This is a genomic window from Streptococcus danieliae, from assembly GCF_009767945.1.
In the GTDB taxonomy this organism is placed as follows: domain Bacteria; phylum Bacillota; class Bacilli; order Lactobacillales; family Streptococcaceae; genus Streptococcus; species Streptococcus danieliae.
In genome coordinates this window covers 12350-27967 of the sequence record NZ_WSRS01000015.1, presented here as the reverse complement: position 1 = coordinate 27967, position 15618 = coordinate 12350, and the positions used below count along the sequence as shown (strand labels likewise).

Annotated in this window: 12 protein-coding genes; 3 read left to right on the top strand and 9 right to left on the bottom strand. The window is 46.8% G+C overall.

The features are described from left to right. Nucleotides 1-467 precede the first annotated feature (467 nt). The 5 genes from E5983_RS02890 to E5983_RS02870 form a co-directional block, all read right to left on the bottom strand. A complete protein-coding gene (locus E5983_RS02890; RefSeq protein WP_160332420.1) occupies nt 468-1808 on the bottom strand; it encodes an alanine/glycine:cation symporter family protein in 1341 nt (446 codons plus the stop codon). Nucleotides 1809-2045: 237 nt separating this feature from the next. Next, the gene (gene trxA, locus E5983_RS02885; protein ID WP_160332419.1) at nt 2046-2357 is read right to left on the bottom strand and encodes a thioredoxin; all 312 of its coding nucleotides are present in this window, start codon (nt 2355-2357) and stop codon (nt 2046-2048) included. A gap of 115 nt (nt 2358-2472) precedes the next feature. Then, entirely contained in the window at nt 2473-4809 is a 2337-nt protein-coding gene (locus E5983_RS02880) for an endonuclease MutS2 (protein WP_160332418.1), read from the bottom strand. Nucleotides 4810-4864: 55 nt separating this feature from the next. Then, nucleotides 4865-5422, bottom strand: coding sequence for a CvpA family protein (locus E5983_RS02875; protein WP_160332417.1), 558 nt, complete (start codon nt 5420-5422; stop codon nt 4865-4867). 8 nt (nt 5423-5430) lie between these two features. After that, nucleotides 5431-5676: a hypothetical protein gene (locus tag E5983_RS02870; protein WP_160332416.1), complete on the bottom strand. Its 246-nt coding sequence runs from the start codon at nt 5674-5676 to the stop codon at nt 5431-5433. Nucleotides 5677-5854: 178 nt separating this feature from the next. Between E5983_RS02870 and lepB the strand changes: the two genes are divergently transcribed. Together lepB and recD2 are read left to right on the top strand one after the other, a co-directional pair. Further along, on the top strand, nt 5855-6496 hold the full coding sequence (gene lepB, locus E5983_RS02865) for a signal peptidase I (protein WP_160332415.1): 642 nt from the start codon (nt 5855-5857) through the stop codon (nt 6494-6496). A 249-nt stretch (nt 6497-6745) separates the two neighbouring features. Continuing rightward, nucleotides 6746-9154 carry an SF1B family DNA helicase RecD2 gene (gene recD2 / locus E5983_RS02860; protein ID WP_160332414.1) on the top strand — a complete coding sequence of 803 codons (2409 nt, stop codon included), beginning with the start codon at nt 6746-6748 and terminating at the stop codon, nt 9152-9154. Here the strand turns inward: recD2 and dinB are convergent. After that, nucleotides 9151-10281, bottom strand: coding sequence for a DNA polymerase IV (gene dinB / locus E5983_RS02855; protein ID WP_160332413.1), 1131 nt, complete (start codon nt 10279-10281; stop codon nt 9151-9153). The genes recD2 and dinB overlap by 4 nt on opposite strands. 266 nt (nt 10282-10547) lie before the next feature. On the opposite strand from dinB, the gene pflB reads away from it, so the two are divergent. Next, a complete protein-coding gene (gene pflB, locus E5983_RS02850; RefSeq protein ID WP_160332412.1) occupies nt 10548-12866 on the top strand; it encodes a formate C-acetyltransferase in 2319 nt (772 codons plus the stop codon). An 82-nt stretch (nt 12867-12948) separates the two neighbouring features. Here pflB and E5983_RS02845 read toward each other — a convergent pair whose 3' ends face one another. The 3 genes from E5983_RS02845 to gla all read right to left on the bottom strand — a co-directional run bounded on the left by E5983_RS02845 (nt 12949) and on the right by gla (nt 15569). Further along, nucleotides 12949-13881, bottom strand: a complete 933-nt coding sequence (locus tag E5983_RS02845; RefSeq protein ID WP_160332411.1) for a serine hydrolase domain-containing protein — start codon at nt 13879-13881, stop codon at nt 12949-12951. Further along, a complete protein-coding gene (locus tag E5983_RS02840; protein ID WP_160332410.1) occupies nt 13874-14608 on the bottom strand; it encodes a CppA N-terminal domain-containing protein in 735 nt (244 codons plus the stop codon). The genes E5983_RS02845 and E5983_RS02840 overlap by 8 nt, the downstream gene beginning before the upstream one ends. 115 nt (nt 14609-14723) lie before the next feature. After that, on the bottom strand, nt 14724-15569 hold the full coding sequence (gene gla, locus E5983_RS02835) for an aquaglyceroporin Gla (RefSeq protein ID WP_160332409.1): 846 nt from the start codon (nt 15567-15569) through the stop codon (nt 14724-14726). Nucleotides 15570-15618: the final 49 nt, after the last annotated feature.

Genomic DNA, 15618 nt, shown 5'->3' with positions numbered 1-15618 from the left:
ACCAAGCCACATGTGATTGCCTCTATGCATCGTCTCATTCGAACGATCCATTACCTCATAACGCACAATAAACTTTACGACTATAGTCTTTCTAAAAGTCAATAAGGAATAATTGTGCCATACCATTATAGCACCTTGTGAAAAAATTTGAAAGTCAAGGTGCTGTTTCAGTGTACTCTTTTTTAGGTATTTGGTCTCAGCTTAGATATAAAACCATCGAAAGTTGCCTGTGAGCTAGCCTATTGTAAGAGAAGAGGGATTCCGTGTAAAGGCACGCTAACGCTCAAGGCCTTGACACAAAATCCCCTTCTCTTAGCTTGCCAACTAGGCTCAACAGGCACCACTCTGCCAAATAAATTGGCTAATTTTTAGAAAAATGGTTGACAAATGGTAGAAAATTAAGAAAGCGAATAAACTAATTTTTTTCATCTTAGTTCTATCCCACTCCCTTCTACTACTAAATCTCTTTAGAGATTTTTTTGTTTCTCTAAGTACTGTTTGGTTTCCAGAACCACAATTGGACTCAGCGCCAGAAGGGCGATGAGGTTTGGCAATACCATCAGGGCGTTGACAATGTCTGCGATCAGCCAAATCACGTCAACTGTCAAGAAGGCTCCTAGGAAGACAAAGGCCACATAGAGAGCCCGGTAAATCCAAATAAAGCGCAAGCCAAAGAGGAACTCAAAACAGCGCTCTCCGTAATAGTTCCAGCCAATAATTGTTGTAAAGGCAAAAAGAACCAAAAAGAGCATTAAGAGGATCGAGCCAAAGTTTCCAAAAACTGTTGCAAAGGCTTCTTGGGTCAAGCTGGCCCCATTAGCATCGCCACTCCATGTTCCGGTAATTAAGATCGACAAACCTGTTAGACTACAAACAATAATGGTATCAATGAAGGTACCGGTCATCGAAATGAGTCCTTGTTCCACAGGAGACTCGGTCTTCGCTGCAGCTGCGGCAATAGGCGCACTTCCCATACCGGATTCGTTCGAGAAGACTCCACGCGCAATCCCTGTTTGAATGGCTGTTCGTACCGTCGCACCGGTAAACCCTCCTAGGGCTGCGGCAGGGCTAAAGGCACTTTTGACAACCAGCTCCAGAGTTGGCAATAATTGATCCGCATTCACAACCAGAATAGTTCCAGCAGCAAGTACATAGATCAAGGCCATAAAAGGTACAACAGCTGTCGAAATCTTGGAGATACTGTGAATCCCACCAAAAATCGCAATGGCTACTAAAATGGTCAAGATGGGGCCGGTTACCTCTGAGCCAATCCCCAAACCAGTCTTAATCGAATCCGTAATGGAAGATACCTGGGTGAAGGTTCCGGTTGACAAGAGGGCTGTCAACACAGCTCCACCTGCGAAGAAATTGGCCAAGGGCCGCCATTTCTCACCCATACCATTAACGATATAGTACATTGGTCCGCCAGAAGCTGATCCCTTTTCATCTTTGACCCGGTAACGAATGGCCAAGACTCCTTCTGCATATTTGGTCGCCATTCCGAAAAAGGCTGCCACCCACATCCAGAAGAGAGCACCTGGTCCCCCCATCTTGATGGCTGTCGCCACCCCAACAATGTTGCCTGTACCAATGGTCGCTGCCAGGGCCGTACTCAAGGCTGCAAAGCTCGAGATATCTCCTTCGCCCTCCTTGTCATCGGCCTTAAAAATCAATTGCAAGGCACGAGGCAATTGGAGAACTTGTAATAAGCCCAAGCGGAAACTAAGGAAGATTCCTGTTCCCACCAATAAAATTAAAAGGGGTGGTCCCCATACAAACGAATCGACTTGCGTTAAAATCTCTAACATGTCTACTGCTATATAAAATATCATCAAATATAGTCCTCGACAAGATTAAACCACATTTGAGAAAGATATATAGACTTCCTTTCTAATTTTAGAAAGACTAGAGTCTCTCTAAAAAAACTAACTTCTCCATTTTAAACCAAAAAAGCCCCTTTGTCAATTTTAACCAATTTTAAATATGCAAAAAAACCTGAGACTCCAACCACTCCGGCACGAGTCCCAGGCTTTTACAAACACCACTTAAAGTGATGCCATCATTTCTTTCAACTGATCCTTGGTGTGCACACCAGCTACCTGTTTCACAACCTCTCCGTCCTTCTTAAACATCAAGGTTGGGATTGACATAATTCCGAATTCACGCGCAGTTGCTGGGTTTTCATCAACATCCATTTTCACGATCTTCAATTCAGACTCATCAACTTCGCCTGCCAATTGCTCCAAGATTGGAGCCTGCATGCGGCAAGGGCCACACCAAGTTGCCCAAAAATCAATCAACACAAGACCTTCTTGAGTCTCTTCAACAAAATTTGCATCAGTCACACTTTGTACCATATCAATAGCTCCTTTTTTATTCTTACTACTAGTTTACACCAATTTTGAAAATAATGACAGAATTTGATACTCGATTCAAGCGCGAGACCAGCAGCACTAAGCTTGAGCAAAAGTCTTATTTAAAAATTGCAATGGTTGCCCCTGATCCTCCAGCATTCTGTGGCGCATAGGCAAAGGACTTGACCTGTTTATTCCGGCGCAGGTAATTCTGAACGCCCTCACGGATCACTCCAGTCCCAATTCCGTGGATAATATCCACCTGGGCCATATTATTCAACAGGGCTTGATCAATAAAGGCGTCCAATTCTTCCATGGCTTCCTCATAACGTTTACCCCGTAAGTCCAAGCGAGCCTTGGCTCCCTGACTCTTGCTCCGTTTAACCGTTGAGACCTTCCGAGAGGCCATTTTCTCGGCAGCTGCTTCCTTGCCAACCGCTTCAAACTCATCCTCTTTTAAGGTCATCTTCATCAGTCCAACCTGGGCCTCCCAGCGTCCATCCTTCAAGCGCCGAACCAGATTGCCCCGCTGCCCATATTGGCTAACCAGGATTTCCATCCCGACCTTAGGAGCTTTTTTCTTTTTAGCCCGGTTGAGCACCTTATTTTTGGACAGATCGATTATTTCTGGTGCTAACTCCTTCAGCTTCGCCTTGGCTTCAATAACCTGGTGGGGCTTGAGTTCAGCTCCTGCTTGTAAGTTTTTCAGGATCTGCTCACTCTCTTCCGTGGCCTTGGCCACAATCTTCTGAGCCTCTTTCCGCGCCTCATTTAGCTCGGCTTCTTGCCCACGTTCCAAATCCACATAGAGTTTTTTCAGAGCTCGATTAAGCTTGTAGTTTTCTTGCTCCAGGTCACGGATGGATTCCAGCCGGCGCCGACTTTCCAGGGTTTGGTCTTCCAAGCGTTGAATAATCCGTGAGACATCCTGGTCCTGGTCCAATTGCTCCTCTGCTTGGTCCACAATCACTTCTGCCAAGCCTAACCGTCTGGCAATTTCAAACGCATTGGACCGGCCCGGTACGCCCTGCATAAAACGATAGGTTGGGCGGAGGCTCAGAGTGTCAAACTCCATGCTGGCATTTTCCACTGCTTGGGTCTCAATCCCGTAAGCTTTAAGCTCTGGGTAGTGGGTGGTGGCCATGGTTTTAATGCCCCGTAAGCGGAGATCTTCTAAAATTGCGATGGCCAGGGCCGCCCCCTCTTGCGGGTCCGTCCCTGATCCCAATTCATCAAAAAGAACAAGCGAAAAGGGACCGGCCTGCTGGAGGATCTGGATAATATTGGTCATGTGACTAGAGAAGGTCGATAGACTTTGCTCAATCGACTGTTCGTCACCAATATCCGCAAAAACCTGATTAAAAAGACCAATTCGACTGCCCTCGGCTGCCAGAATCGGCAGACCGGCCTGACCCATCAATTGAGCCAGCCCCAAGGTTTTGAGCATCAAGGTTTTCCCCCCTGTGTTGGGACCCGTCATCACAATACTGGTCAAATCCTTCCCAAAATGCAGGTCATTGGCTACAGGCTCTTCCAGGAGGGGATGGCGTACTTGGAGCAGGCGGATATCATTCTGGCTCGAAATGGTTGGAATGTGGGCGTCCCGATCCCGCATATACTGGTACTTGGCCCCCAAGAAGTCAAAATGCCCCAAAAGCCAATGGTTGTTTTGAAAGGCCTGTACCTGAGGACGGAGGAGATTGGCCAGTTCGCGGAGAATGCGCCGGATTTCGTAACGCTCTTCTGCCTCGAGGCCAGCAATGTCTTCGTTGATTTGGATCAACTCACGCGGTTCAATGTAGACCGTATTTCCGGTCGCAGAAATATCCTGGACAATCCCTTGCACCCGATTGCGGAAACTCTGCTTGACCGGCAAGACATTGCGGCCATTCCGGCTAGCAAAGAGCGGATCTGCCAGATAGTCTGCCTTCTTCTTGAGCAGCTCCTGCATGGTTTGCCGTAAGTCTCGATCGGCCTGGCGCAAGCGGCGGCGGATTCGCAACAAATCCTCACTGGCAAAATCCTCAATCGTCCCATTATCGGCAATGGCCTGCAGGGCACCTTGGAATTGCGGGAAGGTCTCCAAATTTTCAAAATAAACTGCCAGATGCGGGAGGCTGACATCTTCCAAGTCTAGGTAAAAATCTTTGAGCACCTGACTGGCTCTTAGCAGGGCCTTAATATCTTGAAAATCATCCAGGTTTAATTCCGCCTCCAGCTGCAGGCGTTTCAAGCTGGGGGTCAAATCCCCGAGACTGGTCATAGGCAAGCTATAACCTGCGGTCCCAAGATTTTCAATATCCCGCAACTGATCAAAGGCTTGCTGGATATCTTTTTGCTGAGTCATAGGTTTCAAATTCGCTAAGATCTTATGCCCCTCTACCGTCCGTAGATAGGAGGCAAAAGCGCTTTTGACTTCTGAAAACTCCAAACTTTCATATATTTTTAAATTCATCACTTCTCCAAAAATCTAAAAAGAAAGAGCCTGTCGCCAAACTCTTCCATCTTGTTTACAAACTTCCCAAAACACTGTTCACCCAAAGTTGGCGTAAAAGCAAGCGGCTAAATGGGGAGAGATTCATCATAAATTGCACCAGAAAACTGGAGCTGAGCAAGTCTTGCACCACGGGAAGGGGAACGGTCGACAGAATAAAGATGACCATCTCCACTCGATACCAGGTCAGAAGTAGGGATAGGCCGCCCGATAGGAGTGAGGCCGGTAGACTGTCCCAGGTCCATTTCCAAGGGAAAAAGATAAGAAAGGTTCCCAAAATGCGGCCAAGAAGCCAAACCAGGCTAAAGGCCATCAGAAAGCCCAGACCACTATAGAAAACCTGATCCAGGTCAAACAAAATGCCCGACTCAAAAAAGAGGACTTGACTGCCACGAACTGGATTAGCATAGGGAATCCAGAGACTCAAAAACTGGGCCGCTTGGCCATAGGTCAAGGATGCGACGATAAAGGAAATCAAAAACAGGACTGTCTGACCAAGTTGCTGGCCCAGACCTCGCTGGTAACCTAAATAAAAGTTCCAAACCAGCAGCAAAAGAAGGACTAAATCAAGCATAAGAGCACCTACTTCGCCGCTTCCTGATCTTCCTGGGCACGCTCCACTTCCCGTTTCAATTGAACGGACAAGGTATTGATTGCCAACAGGATAGCCAGAGTTTCATCGTCTGCCTTGGGCATCTGCTCCTTAAGAGCCTGGTATTTCTCCTGCGCCAGACGCTCAATCTCTTCCATAAAGAGATTGTCATATTCTGTTGTTAACGTTAGGGTTTTCTTTCCAAAAGAAAATTTATATCGATTTAAATTTGCCATAATATCACCTTTTCATCATTATAGCAGAAAGGAAGAGCCTTGTCATTTGCCAAAAGGAACTCAGTTCACTAAGGGAAAAAGAGGTAAAATATGATACAATAGTTTTTACTTGCAAAAGCTACGAAGAGCTAGGTCTGTTAGAAGACTGTTGACAGGCTAAGGACTAGAAAGGATAACTATGGCAAGCAGAATCGCTAAAAATCAGAAGAAAAAACACAGCCGTACACGGCAGATTTTTGACACCCTCCTCTTTATCATCATACTTGGGGGAATTGTACTTTCCCGCTTGATTTTCTGGCAGGCTGTTCGAGTAGAAGGCCATTCCATGGATCCAACCCTTGCAGAAGGCCAAAACCTAATTGTCTTTAACCAAAATCAGATTGACCGCTTTGATATCGTGGTGGCGACCGAAAACGATGAAAATGACAAAGAGAAAAAGATTGTCAAACGGGTGATCGGCATGCCTGGCGACGAAGTCGAATTCAAACAAGACACCCTCTACATCAACGAGAAAGAAGTCGAGGAAGCCTACCTAGCTGATTATAAGGCAGCCTTCAAAGCCGACAAACTACAAAACACCTATTCCTACAGTAAATACTTCCAGAGCCTGGCTCAAGCTTCACCAGCCTTCACCGTTAACCGTGAAGGACAAGCTGACTTTAAGGTGACTGTCCCAGACAATGAATACTATTTGCTGGGAGATGATCGGATTGTCTCCAAAGATAGTCGCGATGTCGGAACCTTCAAAGCCGAGCAAATTACAGGCGAAGTTGTTTTACGCTTTTGGCCCGTAAATAGCTTCAAACTACTCCATGAATAAATCTACTGAAGAGAATGGGGCTGCGAGTGCAGCCCTCCCTTCTCCAGATCACAATGAGGCCAGGATTTTTTACTCCAGCCTCTTTTTTATACTACTTCCAATCTAAAATCATTACTCAAACTATTTTGAATTCAAACTAGGCAGCGAGACACAGGCATAACTAGCATTAGGTCGAAGCTAACGACGTGTGAGGAAAAATAGAAAGAGTATTAAAGCCTCTGCAACTATCTTTAAATGACAAGGAAGCACATGGAACACTACTTTTCAGGTCGCGTAGACCGCCTTATTTTTGAAAACCAAAGCAATTTTTACAAGATCCTCCTCGTGGAGTTGGAAGACACCGATTCGGATTATGCTGGCTTTGAAATCATTGTCACCGGTACCTTTGCCACTATTGTAGAAGGTAGCTCCTATCGCTTTTATGGCCAACTGGTTCAGCACCCTCGTTATGGTGAACAGGTGGTGACCAGCCGCTATGAGCGAGAAAAGCCCAGTCCACAAGGGTTAATCAAATTCTTTTCCGGGCCTCAATTTAAGGGGATTGGGAAACAGACTGCCAAACGAATTTTAGATATTTATTCCTCAGACAATCCCATCGATGAGATCCTCAACCAACCCCAAAAGCTAGAAGAGATCAAGGGACTATCCAAGGCCAATCGGCTGGCCCTGGTTCAAACTCTGAAAATCAATTATGGCCTGGAGCAGGCCTTGGCCCGCCTAGCCGATTTGGGGATTCCCAATCGCCTGGCCCTCGAAATTTATGACACCTATCAAGAAGAAACCCTGACGGTGATTCAGGAAAATCCCTACCAACTAGTCGAGGATATCCGGGGTGTCGGCTTTGTCATTGCCGACCAGGTGGCGGAACGCCTGGGGATTGAAACCAACTCACCCCAACGCTTTCGAGCGGGGATTATCCACAGCCTCTTCCAGTATTGCCTAGAATCTGGCAATACCTATATCGAAGCCACTCTCCTACTGGAAAATGCCTTGGTCTTACTGGAAGAAGCTCGGCAAGAACCGATTGATCCCCAGATCATTGCCCGAGAATTGACTAGTCTGTTAGAAGAAGACAAAATCCAGAACATCGGCACAAAGATTTTTACCAACTCACTCTTCTTCGCCGAAGAAGGGATTGCTAACCACCTGCTCCGCCTCTTGGAAGCCCGAGATCAGGCGGAGTCCGAAGCGGATACGGACCACTTAGCAGAACTGATCACAGAGGTAGAGGAAGAACTGGGGATTCACTACGATACAGTTCAAAAAAACGCCATCATCCAAGCCATCCAGGAACCGATTTTTATCCTCAGCGGTGGCCCTGGAACGGGGAAAACAACTGTTTTAAACGGGATTATTTCGGTCTACGCCAAGCTCCACAAAATCAACCTTGATGCCAAAGATATCCCCATCCTCCTAGCTGCCCCAACCGGTCGGGCTGCCCGGCGGATGAATGAATTAACCGGCCTTCCCGCAGCTACCATTCACCGCCATTTGGGCATGGTGGCCGATGATGAAGTCAGTCATCTGGAAGAAGCCTTGGATACAGACTTTATCATTGTGGATGAGTTTTCCATGGTCGACACCTGGTTGGCCAACCAGCTCTTCCAAAATTTAGCCAGCCATACAAAAATTCTTCTGGTTGGTGATGCCGACCAGCTCCCTTCTGTCAGCCCCGGACAGGTCTTGGCAGATTTGCAAGAAGTGGAAAGCATCCCCAAAATCCATCTGGAAAAAATCTACCGCCAAAGCGAAGACTCAACCATTGTTCACCTGGCCAATGACATCAAAAACGGGCGGCTACCCGCTGATTTTCCCCAGAAAAAAGCCGACCGCTCCTACTTTGAAACTTCAGCGGAACATATTCCAGAAATGATTGAAAAAATTGTGGGGGCAGCGCTGAGAAGTGGTATTGCAGCGCCAGATATCCAGGTCTTAGCTCCCATGTATCGGGGTGTTGCCGGCATTGATGCCATCAATCAACTCATGCAAAACCTGCTCAATCCTGCCAAAAAAGGCCAACAAAGTTTTGAGGCCACCGACCAGCACTACCGCTTGGGCGACAAGGTTATCCACCTAGTCAACGATGCCCAAGCCAATGTCTTTAACGGCGATATCGGCACCATCACAGAGTTAATTCCAGCCCGCTATAGCGATAGCGACCAGGATGAAATCCGCATGGACTTCGACGGTAGCGAAGTCAACTACCCCCGCAAAGAATGGTATAAAATTCGTTTAGCTTATGCCATGAGCATCCACAAGTCCCAAGGAAGCGAATTCCCAGTGGTCATCCTCCCCCTAACCCAGGCCAACCACCGGATGTTGCAACGCAACCTCCTCTATACCGCCATCACCCGTGCCAAAAGTAAGCTGATTCTCTTAGGACAAGCCACAGCCTATACCTATGCTGTGGAAAACGAAGGAACCCAGCGCCAGACCTATCTTTCCCCAAGGTTTTCCACAGCTTATCCACAAGATATCCACAAGTCTGTGGATAAGTCTGTGGAAACTGTGGAAGAAGAAGGTCCAAACTTGCTCCAGTACCAACTCACTGCGGAAAACTGGGATCAGATTGATCCCCTGATTGGCTTGACAGAAGCCGATCTAACTGAATTTTTCGGAAACCACAAAACCGCCCCGGACAGTGACAGCCCCTCTTAATCAGGGTTGTCCGCCTCCGAGGCGGTTTCCTCTTTATCTTCCAGTAAATCGCTTTCTTGTTCCTTACCCAAATTGGTTAGGGTAATCCCCAGCAGGCGGATGGCCAGGTCCTTTTGCGCAGTCAATTCATAGAGTTCTAGGGCAGCTGCTAGTAAGTCCTCTTCCTTATATATAGGCCGGTCTAAGGAAACACGTTTGGTTTGGGTCTCGAAATCCTCCCAGCGTATTTTTAACACAACTGTCCGTCCCTGAATATCTTCGCGCTCCAGATTCAGAGCCAAACTGTGGGCCAGACTTTGAAGCTCCTGGCGAACATCTGCTGCCTGACGTAAAAAGTGGCTGTAGGTTCTTTCTTTGCCATAGGATTTACGAACCCTGTTGGGTTTAACTGGGCCATTATGAATACCCCTAGCCCTACGATAAAGCTCATAGCCAAAACGCCCAAAGCGGTCAATCAGCTCTGTTTCAGAGATTTCTAACAGATCTGCCCCGGTTTCCACCCCCATCTGCCGCAAGCGCTCCGCACTCTTTTTGCCAACCCCATGAAATTTCTCAATTGCTAAGGGCGCCAAAAACTCCAAAGCTTCCCCAGGCTTGATGACCGTCAGTCCACGCGGTTTTTGGTAATCACTAGCCAACTTGGCCAAGAATTTATTGTAAGAAACCCCAGCCGAACAGGTCAGCCGCAGCTCCCGCCAAATATCCTCCTGAATCAGCCGTGCCACCTTAACCGCAGAAGAGGAGCCAACCTTATTCACCGTCACATCCAAATAGGCCTCATCAATACTCATGGGCTCAATCAAATCCGTATAACGCCGAAAAATCTCCCGTACTTGGAGCCCAATCTCTCGATATTTCCGATAATCTCCTTGAATAAATACCGCTTGAGGACAAAGTTGATAGGCTTCCTTGGCACTCATGGCTGAGTGGATTCCAAAACGTCTAGCCACATAATTAGCGGTCGAGACAACACCCCGACCACCGGTAATCCGAGGATCACGAGCAATCACCACAGGCTTCCCCCTTAGTTCAGGATTATCCCTTTCTTCTACGGCGGCGAAAAACGCGTCCATATCTATATGAATGATTTTGCGGGACTGATCGTCTAAAAGTGGAAAAATGAGCATTCCCTTAACCTCCTTGGTGAAGTAAAACAGAATCAATACAGATTTCTGTTTCAACAAAAACTGTATTACATCAGAAAACCCTTACAGCTTCTATTTTTAGTATTGAAAACGATTACTTTGTGTTATAATCTAATTGTAATTATAACAGTTCTCGGACTTCCTGAAAAATCGATCGAGTTACAAAGCAACTTGTCTCATCAAAGTCTTGGTCAATCGATTGGTTTTTCTATGCGTCGTAAGACTAGAAAGATAATGAGGTACCTTTAATGGTCGTTAAAACAACCGTTGACACTCAAGACATTTTTGCAAAAGCCTGGGAAGGCTTTAAAGGAACTGATTGGAAGGAAAAAGTCAGTGTCTCTCGCTTTGTTCAAGCCAACTACACACCTTATGATGGCGATGAAAGCTTCCTAGCAGGACCAACTGAACGCTCCCTCCACATTAAGAAAATCATCGAAGAAACCAAGGCTGGCTACGAAGAAACACGCTTCCCAATGGATACTGACCGGGTCGCTTCAATCGCAGACATCCCTGCTGGTTACATCGACAAAGACAACGAATTAATCTTCGGTCTCCAAAACTCTGAGCTCTTCCGCCTTAGCTTCATGCCTAAGGGAGGAATCCGTATGGCGGAAACAACTCTGCGTGAGAATGGTTATGAGCCAGATCCACACTTGCATGAGATCTTTACCAAATACGCAACAACCGTAAACGACGGTATCTTCCGTGCTTACACCACAAACATCCGTCGTGCCCGCCACGCGCACACCGTTACAGGCCTACCAGATGCCTACTCTCGTGGACGGATTATCGGGGTTTATGCCCGTTTGGCACTTTACGGGGCAGACTTCCTCATGGCTGAAAAAGTAGACGACTGGAACGCTCTTACAGATATTGACGAAAAAACAATTCGTCTCCGTGAAGAAGTGAACCTCCAGTATCAAGCTTTGAAAGATGTTGTAGCCCTTGGTGACTTGTATGGTGTAGATGTACGTCGCCCAGCCATGGACACCAAAGAAGCGATTCAATGGACCAACATTGCCTTCATGGCAGCAGCTCGTGTCATCAACGGAGCCGCTACGTCACTTGGCCGTGTTCCAATCGTACTTGATATCTATGCAGAGCGGGACTTGGCGCGTGGTACTTATACAGAATCTGAAATCCAAGAGTTTGTTGATGACTTTGTTTTGAAACTCCGGACTGTTAAATTTGCCCGGACCAAGGCTTACGACCAACTCTACTCTGGAGACCCAACCTTCATCACAACTTCAATGGCTGGTATGGGAGCAGATGGCCGCCACCGTGTTACTAAGATGGACTACCGTTTCCTCAACACCTTGGACAACATCGGCAACTCACCAGAACCAAACTTGACGGTTCTTTGGACAGACCAATTGCCATATAGCTTCCGTCGCTACTGTATGGATATGAGCCACAAACACTCTTCTATCCAGTATGAAGGGGTAACAACTATGGCCAAAGAAGGTTACGGTGAAATGAGCTGTATTTCTTGTTGTGTGTCTCCTTTGGATCCAGAAAATGAAAACCAAAGCCACAACATCCAATACTTTGGAGCGCGTGTAAACGTCTTGAAAGCCCTCCTCACTGGACTAAATGGTGGATTCGATGACGTTCATAAAGACTACAAGGTCTTTGACATCGAGCCAATCCGTGATGAAATCCTTGACTTTGATAAGGTTAAAGCCAACTTCGAAGAATCCCTCGACTGGCTCACAGATACCTATGTGGATGCCCTCAATATTATCCACTACATGACTGATAAATACAACTACGAAGCAGCACAAATGGCCTTCCTCCCAACCCACCAAGGGGCAAACATGGGATTCGGTATTTGTGGATTTGCCAACACCGTTGACTCCCTATCTGCGATTAAATACGCAACTGTAAAACCAATTCGTGATGAAGATGGCTACATCTACGATTACGAAACTACTGGTGACTACCCTCGTTACGGAGAAGATGATGACCGTGTTGACTCTATTGCAGAATGGCTCTTGGAAGCTTTCCACAGCCGTCTTGCGAGTCACAAACTATACAAGAATGCGGAAGCTACCGTTTCCCTCTTGACCATCACTTCTAACGTTGCCTACTCTAAACAAACAGGTCACTCTCCTGTTCACCGTGGTGTCTTCCTCAATGAAGATGGTACTGTTAACACAAGTGAGCTTGAGTTCTTCTCTCCAGGTGCCAACCCATCACCAAAATCAAAAGGTGGTTGGCTCCAAAACTTGAACTCTTTGGCGAAACTCGAATTTGCCCATGCAAATGACGGAATCTCCCTCACAACTCAAGTATCCCCACGAGCTCTTGGTAAAACCCGTGATGAGCAAGTAGACAACTTGGTAACCATCCTCGATGCCTACTTTGAAAATGGTGGTCAGCACGTCAACTTGAATGTTATGGATCTCTCTGATGTCTATGACAAGATCATGGCTGGTGAAGATGTCATCGTCCGTATCTCTGGTTACTGTGTTAACACCAAGTACCTCACTCCTGAGCAAAAAACAGAATTAACCCAACGGGTCTTCCACGAAGTTCTTTCCATGGATGACGCCTTAGCTTAATTAGCACCTCCTCCCCAGGTTGGATTATCCAGCCTGGGTTTTCTAATGTGACAAAAGAGCGGCCGACGGCCGCTCTTTACGCTCAAAACTTTCCTTGACGAATCAGATCCATCAGTTCGTTTCGGTCTTGAATCCACTTGGCTCGTTGATCTTGCCAATAGGTTCGATTTGCTAGGAAAATCGCTGCCTCTTGTCGTTTACGATTGAAGAGCAGGAAGGTTCCGGTATAGCCTGTATGGTCCAACCAGTCCCCTTCGCGGCGCCAGGCCAGACTACGGGGGTTGGCTGGGTCAGAGCCATGAACTTGATCCAAATACACGCTGGGGTCCAATAACTGGCTCTCTAGGTAACGCTCAAGATCTGGGATGGTTGAAAATAGACCAGCACTACCTGTATGAGAACCCAAGACCTGGGCCTTGGGATCATGGACTTGGCCTGTGTGAGTTCCTCGAACAGTTGGAACAGCACCTGGACAAGGACCATAGGTGGTGTGGGTTAGATTCAGCGGACCACAGATTCGGGCAGTGATCAACTCCTCTAAACTTTTCCCAAAAAGAGCTTCCAGGTAAAAGCCCAGTAAAATGTAATTGACATCGGAATAGAGATAGCGCTTATCGGGGCCTAGCTCTAACTGTAGCATGGCCTGGGTCAAACCGGCCCGATCAAGGCTGTCTCTATTGGGGATGTAGGGGTCTAGGCCCGAAGTATGGGTGAGGAGATCAAGAATTCGCAAATGGGCATGGCGAAAATCTGGCAGCTGGCTCTGGATAGGATCCTCTAAATCCAGGATACCTTCTTTTAAGGCTTGGAGCACTAGGGTTCCAACCCCTAGAACCTTGCTGACACTGGCCAAATCATAAATCAGACCCGGCTGGGTTGCGAGCTCCCTATCTGGATCAGCCCAGCCAACATAAAATTCCTGCCATTGTCCCTCCCGATAAAGCGCCAGACTGGCACCTGGATAAATCTGCTGGTCCAACTGTTCCTGAACCTTGTCCGCTAACACCTTATGCATAGGCTTGAATCCACCATTCTAGTTGGTTATAGGGATCGGTTGCCAGGAGGAAGTTACCCCGCTTCGGAACAAAAACTTCCTGATCTTCCAAGTTTTTTTGTAGCTGCTCCAGGTTCCAATCGACCTGAAAAAGACGCAGTTGAAACAGATCCCAGGCTTGCCCAGCTTCTGCTTGTAGATAGTCGCTTTCTGCCTCTGTAAAGACCAAGTTTGCCGGCCACTGAATCCGTTGGTAATGAGCCTTGGAGCCTTCTTTGTCGGAAACATGGAGACGCAATTCTTCCAATTCCACCTGATCCAGTTTGAGGTGACCCGCCTGAAAGCTAGCTGGGTAGTCAGCTGGATCAACCAAATTGAGAGCAGCTACCGACTCTTCCGAGTGAACCAGCACTCGATCCCCTTCAGGAGAGGTCGCCAAATAAGCCCAGCCCTTTGGTCCCTGATACAGAGCATCGAATTGCAAACCACGAGCCAAACCTGCTTCTACCGATTCCGGGCTGTTCACACGAAAAACCATAAGATCCAGCTTCTTCTTCCCTTGCGGCTGGAAAGCTCGGTTGGCAGGTAACTCTTCGATTTCTAGACAGAGCGCTTTTTGCGCATCCCCTAAGCTGGCAACTCCGGCGTCTTCTAACAAGACCGTGAAGCCAATTTGTTCCACATAAAAGTCAAAATTTAAACGACGATTATTTGTTTTTAGTACGGGTACAAGCCTATCTTTACTCATCATTTCCTCCACAATAACTCTTGTTATTTTAAAAGAAAAATAAGAAAAAGACAAGCAATACTATAAAAAGGCAGACAAAAAGCTGTGGGAAGCAAATCCACACAGCCTTATCGTCTTATAGATAAATCATTTTGAATACAGCAACGGCAACAATAGATGCCAAGATTGGCGCTACCACTGGTACCCATGCATACCACCATTTGGAGTCTTTTTTGGCTTCACCAAGAACACTTGTTGGTAAGAGGAAGTGCAAGATACGTGGACCCAAATCACGAGCTGGGTTCAAGGCTGGACCAGTAGGACCTCCAAGCGCAGCAACCAAGGCCATTACAAGGAATCCAATAGCAATGTGAGCCACTGCCAAGCTGCCAGCTGTATAAGGACTTGCGGCTGTTTCAGCCATTGTTTGGTCAAAACCACTATCCACTAGCTTACCAACCAACTCGGCACCAAAGAAATTCTTTGTAAGCGCCAAAGCACCGAAGAAAAGAACAAAGGATCCAACAAACTCATTCACAAAACCATTAATCATGGAAGCTTTTTGAGATTCTTTTGTGCCATCATCCAAAGCTGAAATGGTTGAGAAAGAACCAAGAACGGCATTTGGATTCGTTGTTTTCTTGAAGTAAGGATTGTAGGCTACAACCACCAACAACTGACCAAACATCGCTCCAAGTACTTGAGCCAAGATGTATGGTGCTACGTGAGCCCATGGGAATAGGCCGCTAACTGCAAGACCAAGTGTGAAAGCAGGGTTGATGTGGTTTCCAGAAACATTTCCAAACATCATCGCTGGCATCATAACCGCCAAACCGTAGCCCAAGGCAATCACAACCCAACCAGAACTATTTCCTTTGGTTCCTTTCAAATCAACGTTAGCAACGGCACCGTTTCCCAAAACAAGTAGAAAGGCTGTCGCAATAAACTCAGTAAGGTACTTTACACCCCAAGTTACATCCATTGTACTGTATCTCCTTTTTTCATTTTTTAATACTTGATGATTATAACAA

Excerpts from the sequence above, each read along its gene's own strand:
- pflB (WP_160332412.1), top strand. The coding sequence starts at position 10,548 with ATGGTCGTTAAAACAACCGTTGACACTCAAGACATTTTTGCAAAAGCC.
- lepB (WP_160332415.1), top strand. The coding sequence starts at position 5,855 with ATGGCAAGCAGAATCGCTAAAAATCAGAAGAAAAAACACAGCCGTACA.
- E5983_RS02890 (WP_160332420.1), bottom strand. The coding sequence starts at position 1,808 with ATGTTAGAGATTTTAACGCAAGTCGATTCGTTTGTATGGGGACCACCC.
- dinB (WP_160332413.1), bottom strand. The coding sequence starts at position 10,281 with ATGCTCATTTTTCCACTTTTAGACGATCAGTCCCGCAAAATCATTCAT.
- E5983_RS02880 (WP_160332418.1), bottom strand. The coding sequence starts at position 4,809 with ATGAATTTAAAAATATATGAAAGTTTGGAGTTTTCAGAAGTCAAAAGC.
- gla (WP_160332409.1), bottom strand. The coding sequence starts at position 15,569 with ATGGATGTAACTTGGGGTGTAAAGTACCTTACTGAGTTTATTGCGACA.
- E5983_RS02875 (WP_160332417.1), bottom strand. The coding sequence starts at position 5,422 with ATGCTTGATTTAGTCCTTCTTTTGCTGCTGGTTTGGAACTTTTATTTA.
- E5983_RS02840 (WP_160332410.1), bottom strand. The coding sequence starts at position 14,608 with ATGAGTAAAGATAGGCTTGTACCCGTACTAAAAACAAATAATCGTCGT.
- trxA (WP_160332419.1), bottom strand. The coding sequence starts at position 2,357 with ATGGTACAAAGTGTGACTGATGCAAATTTTGTTGAAGAGACTCAAGAA.
- E5983_RS02870 (WP_160332416.1), bottom strand. The coding sequence starts at position 5,676 with ATGGCAAATTTAAATCGATATAAATTTTCTTTTGGAAAGAAAACCCTA.
- E5983_RS02845 (WP_160332411.1), bottom strand. The coding sequence starts at position 13,881 with ATGCATAAGGTGTTAGCGGACAAGGTTCAGGAACAGTTGGACCAGCAG.
- recD2 (WP_160332414.1), top strand. The coding sequence starts at position 6,746 with ATGGAACACTACTTTTCAGGTCGCGTAGACCGCCTTATTTTTGAAAAC.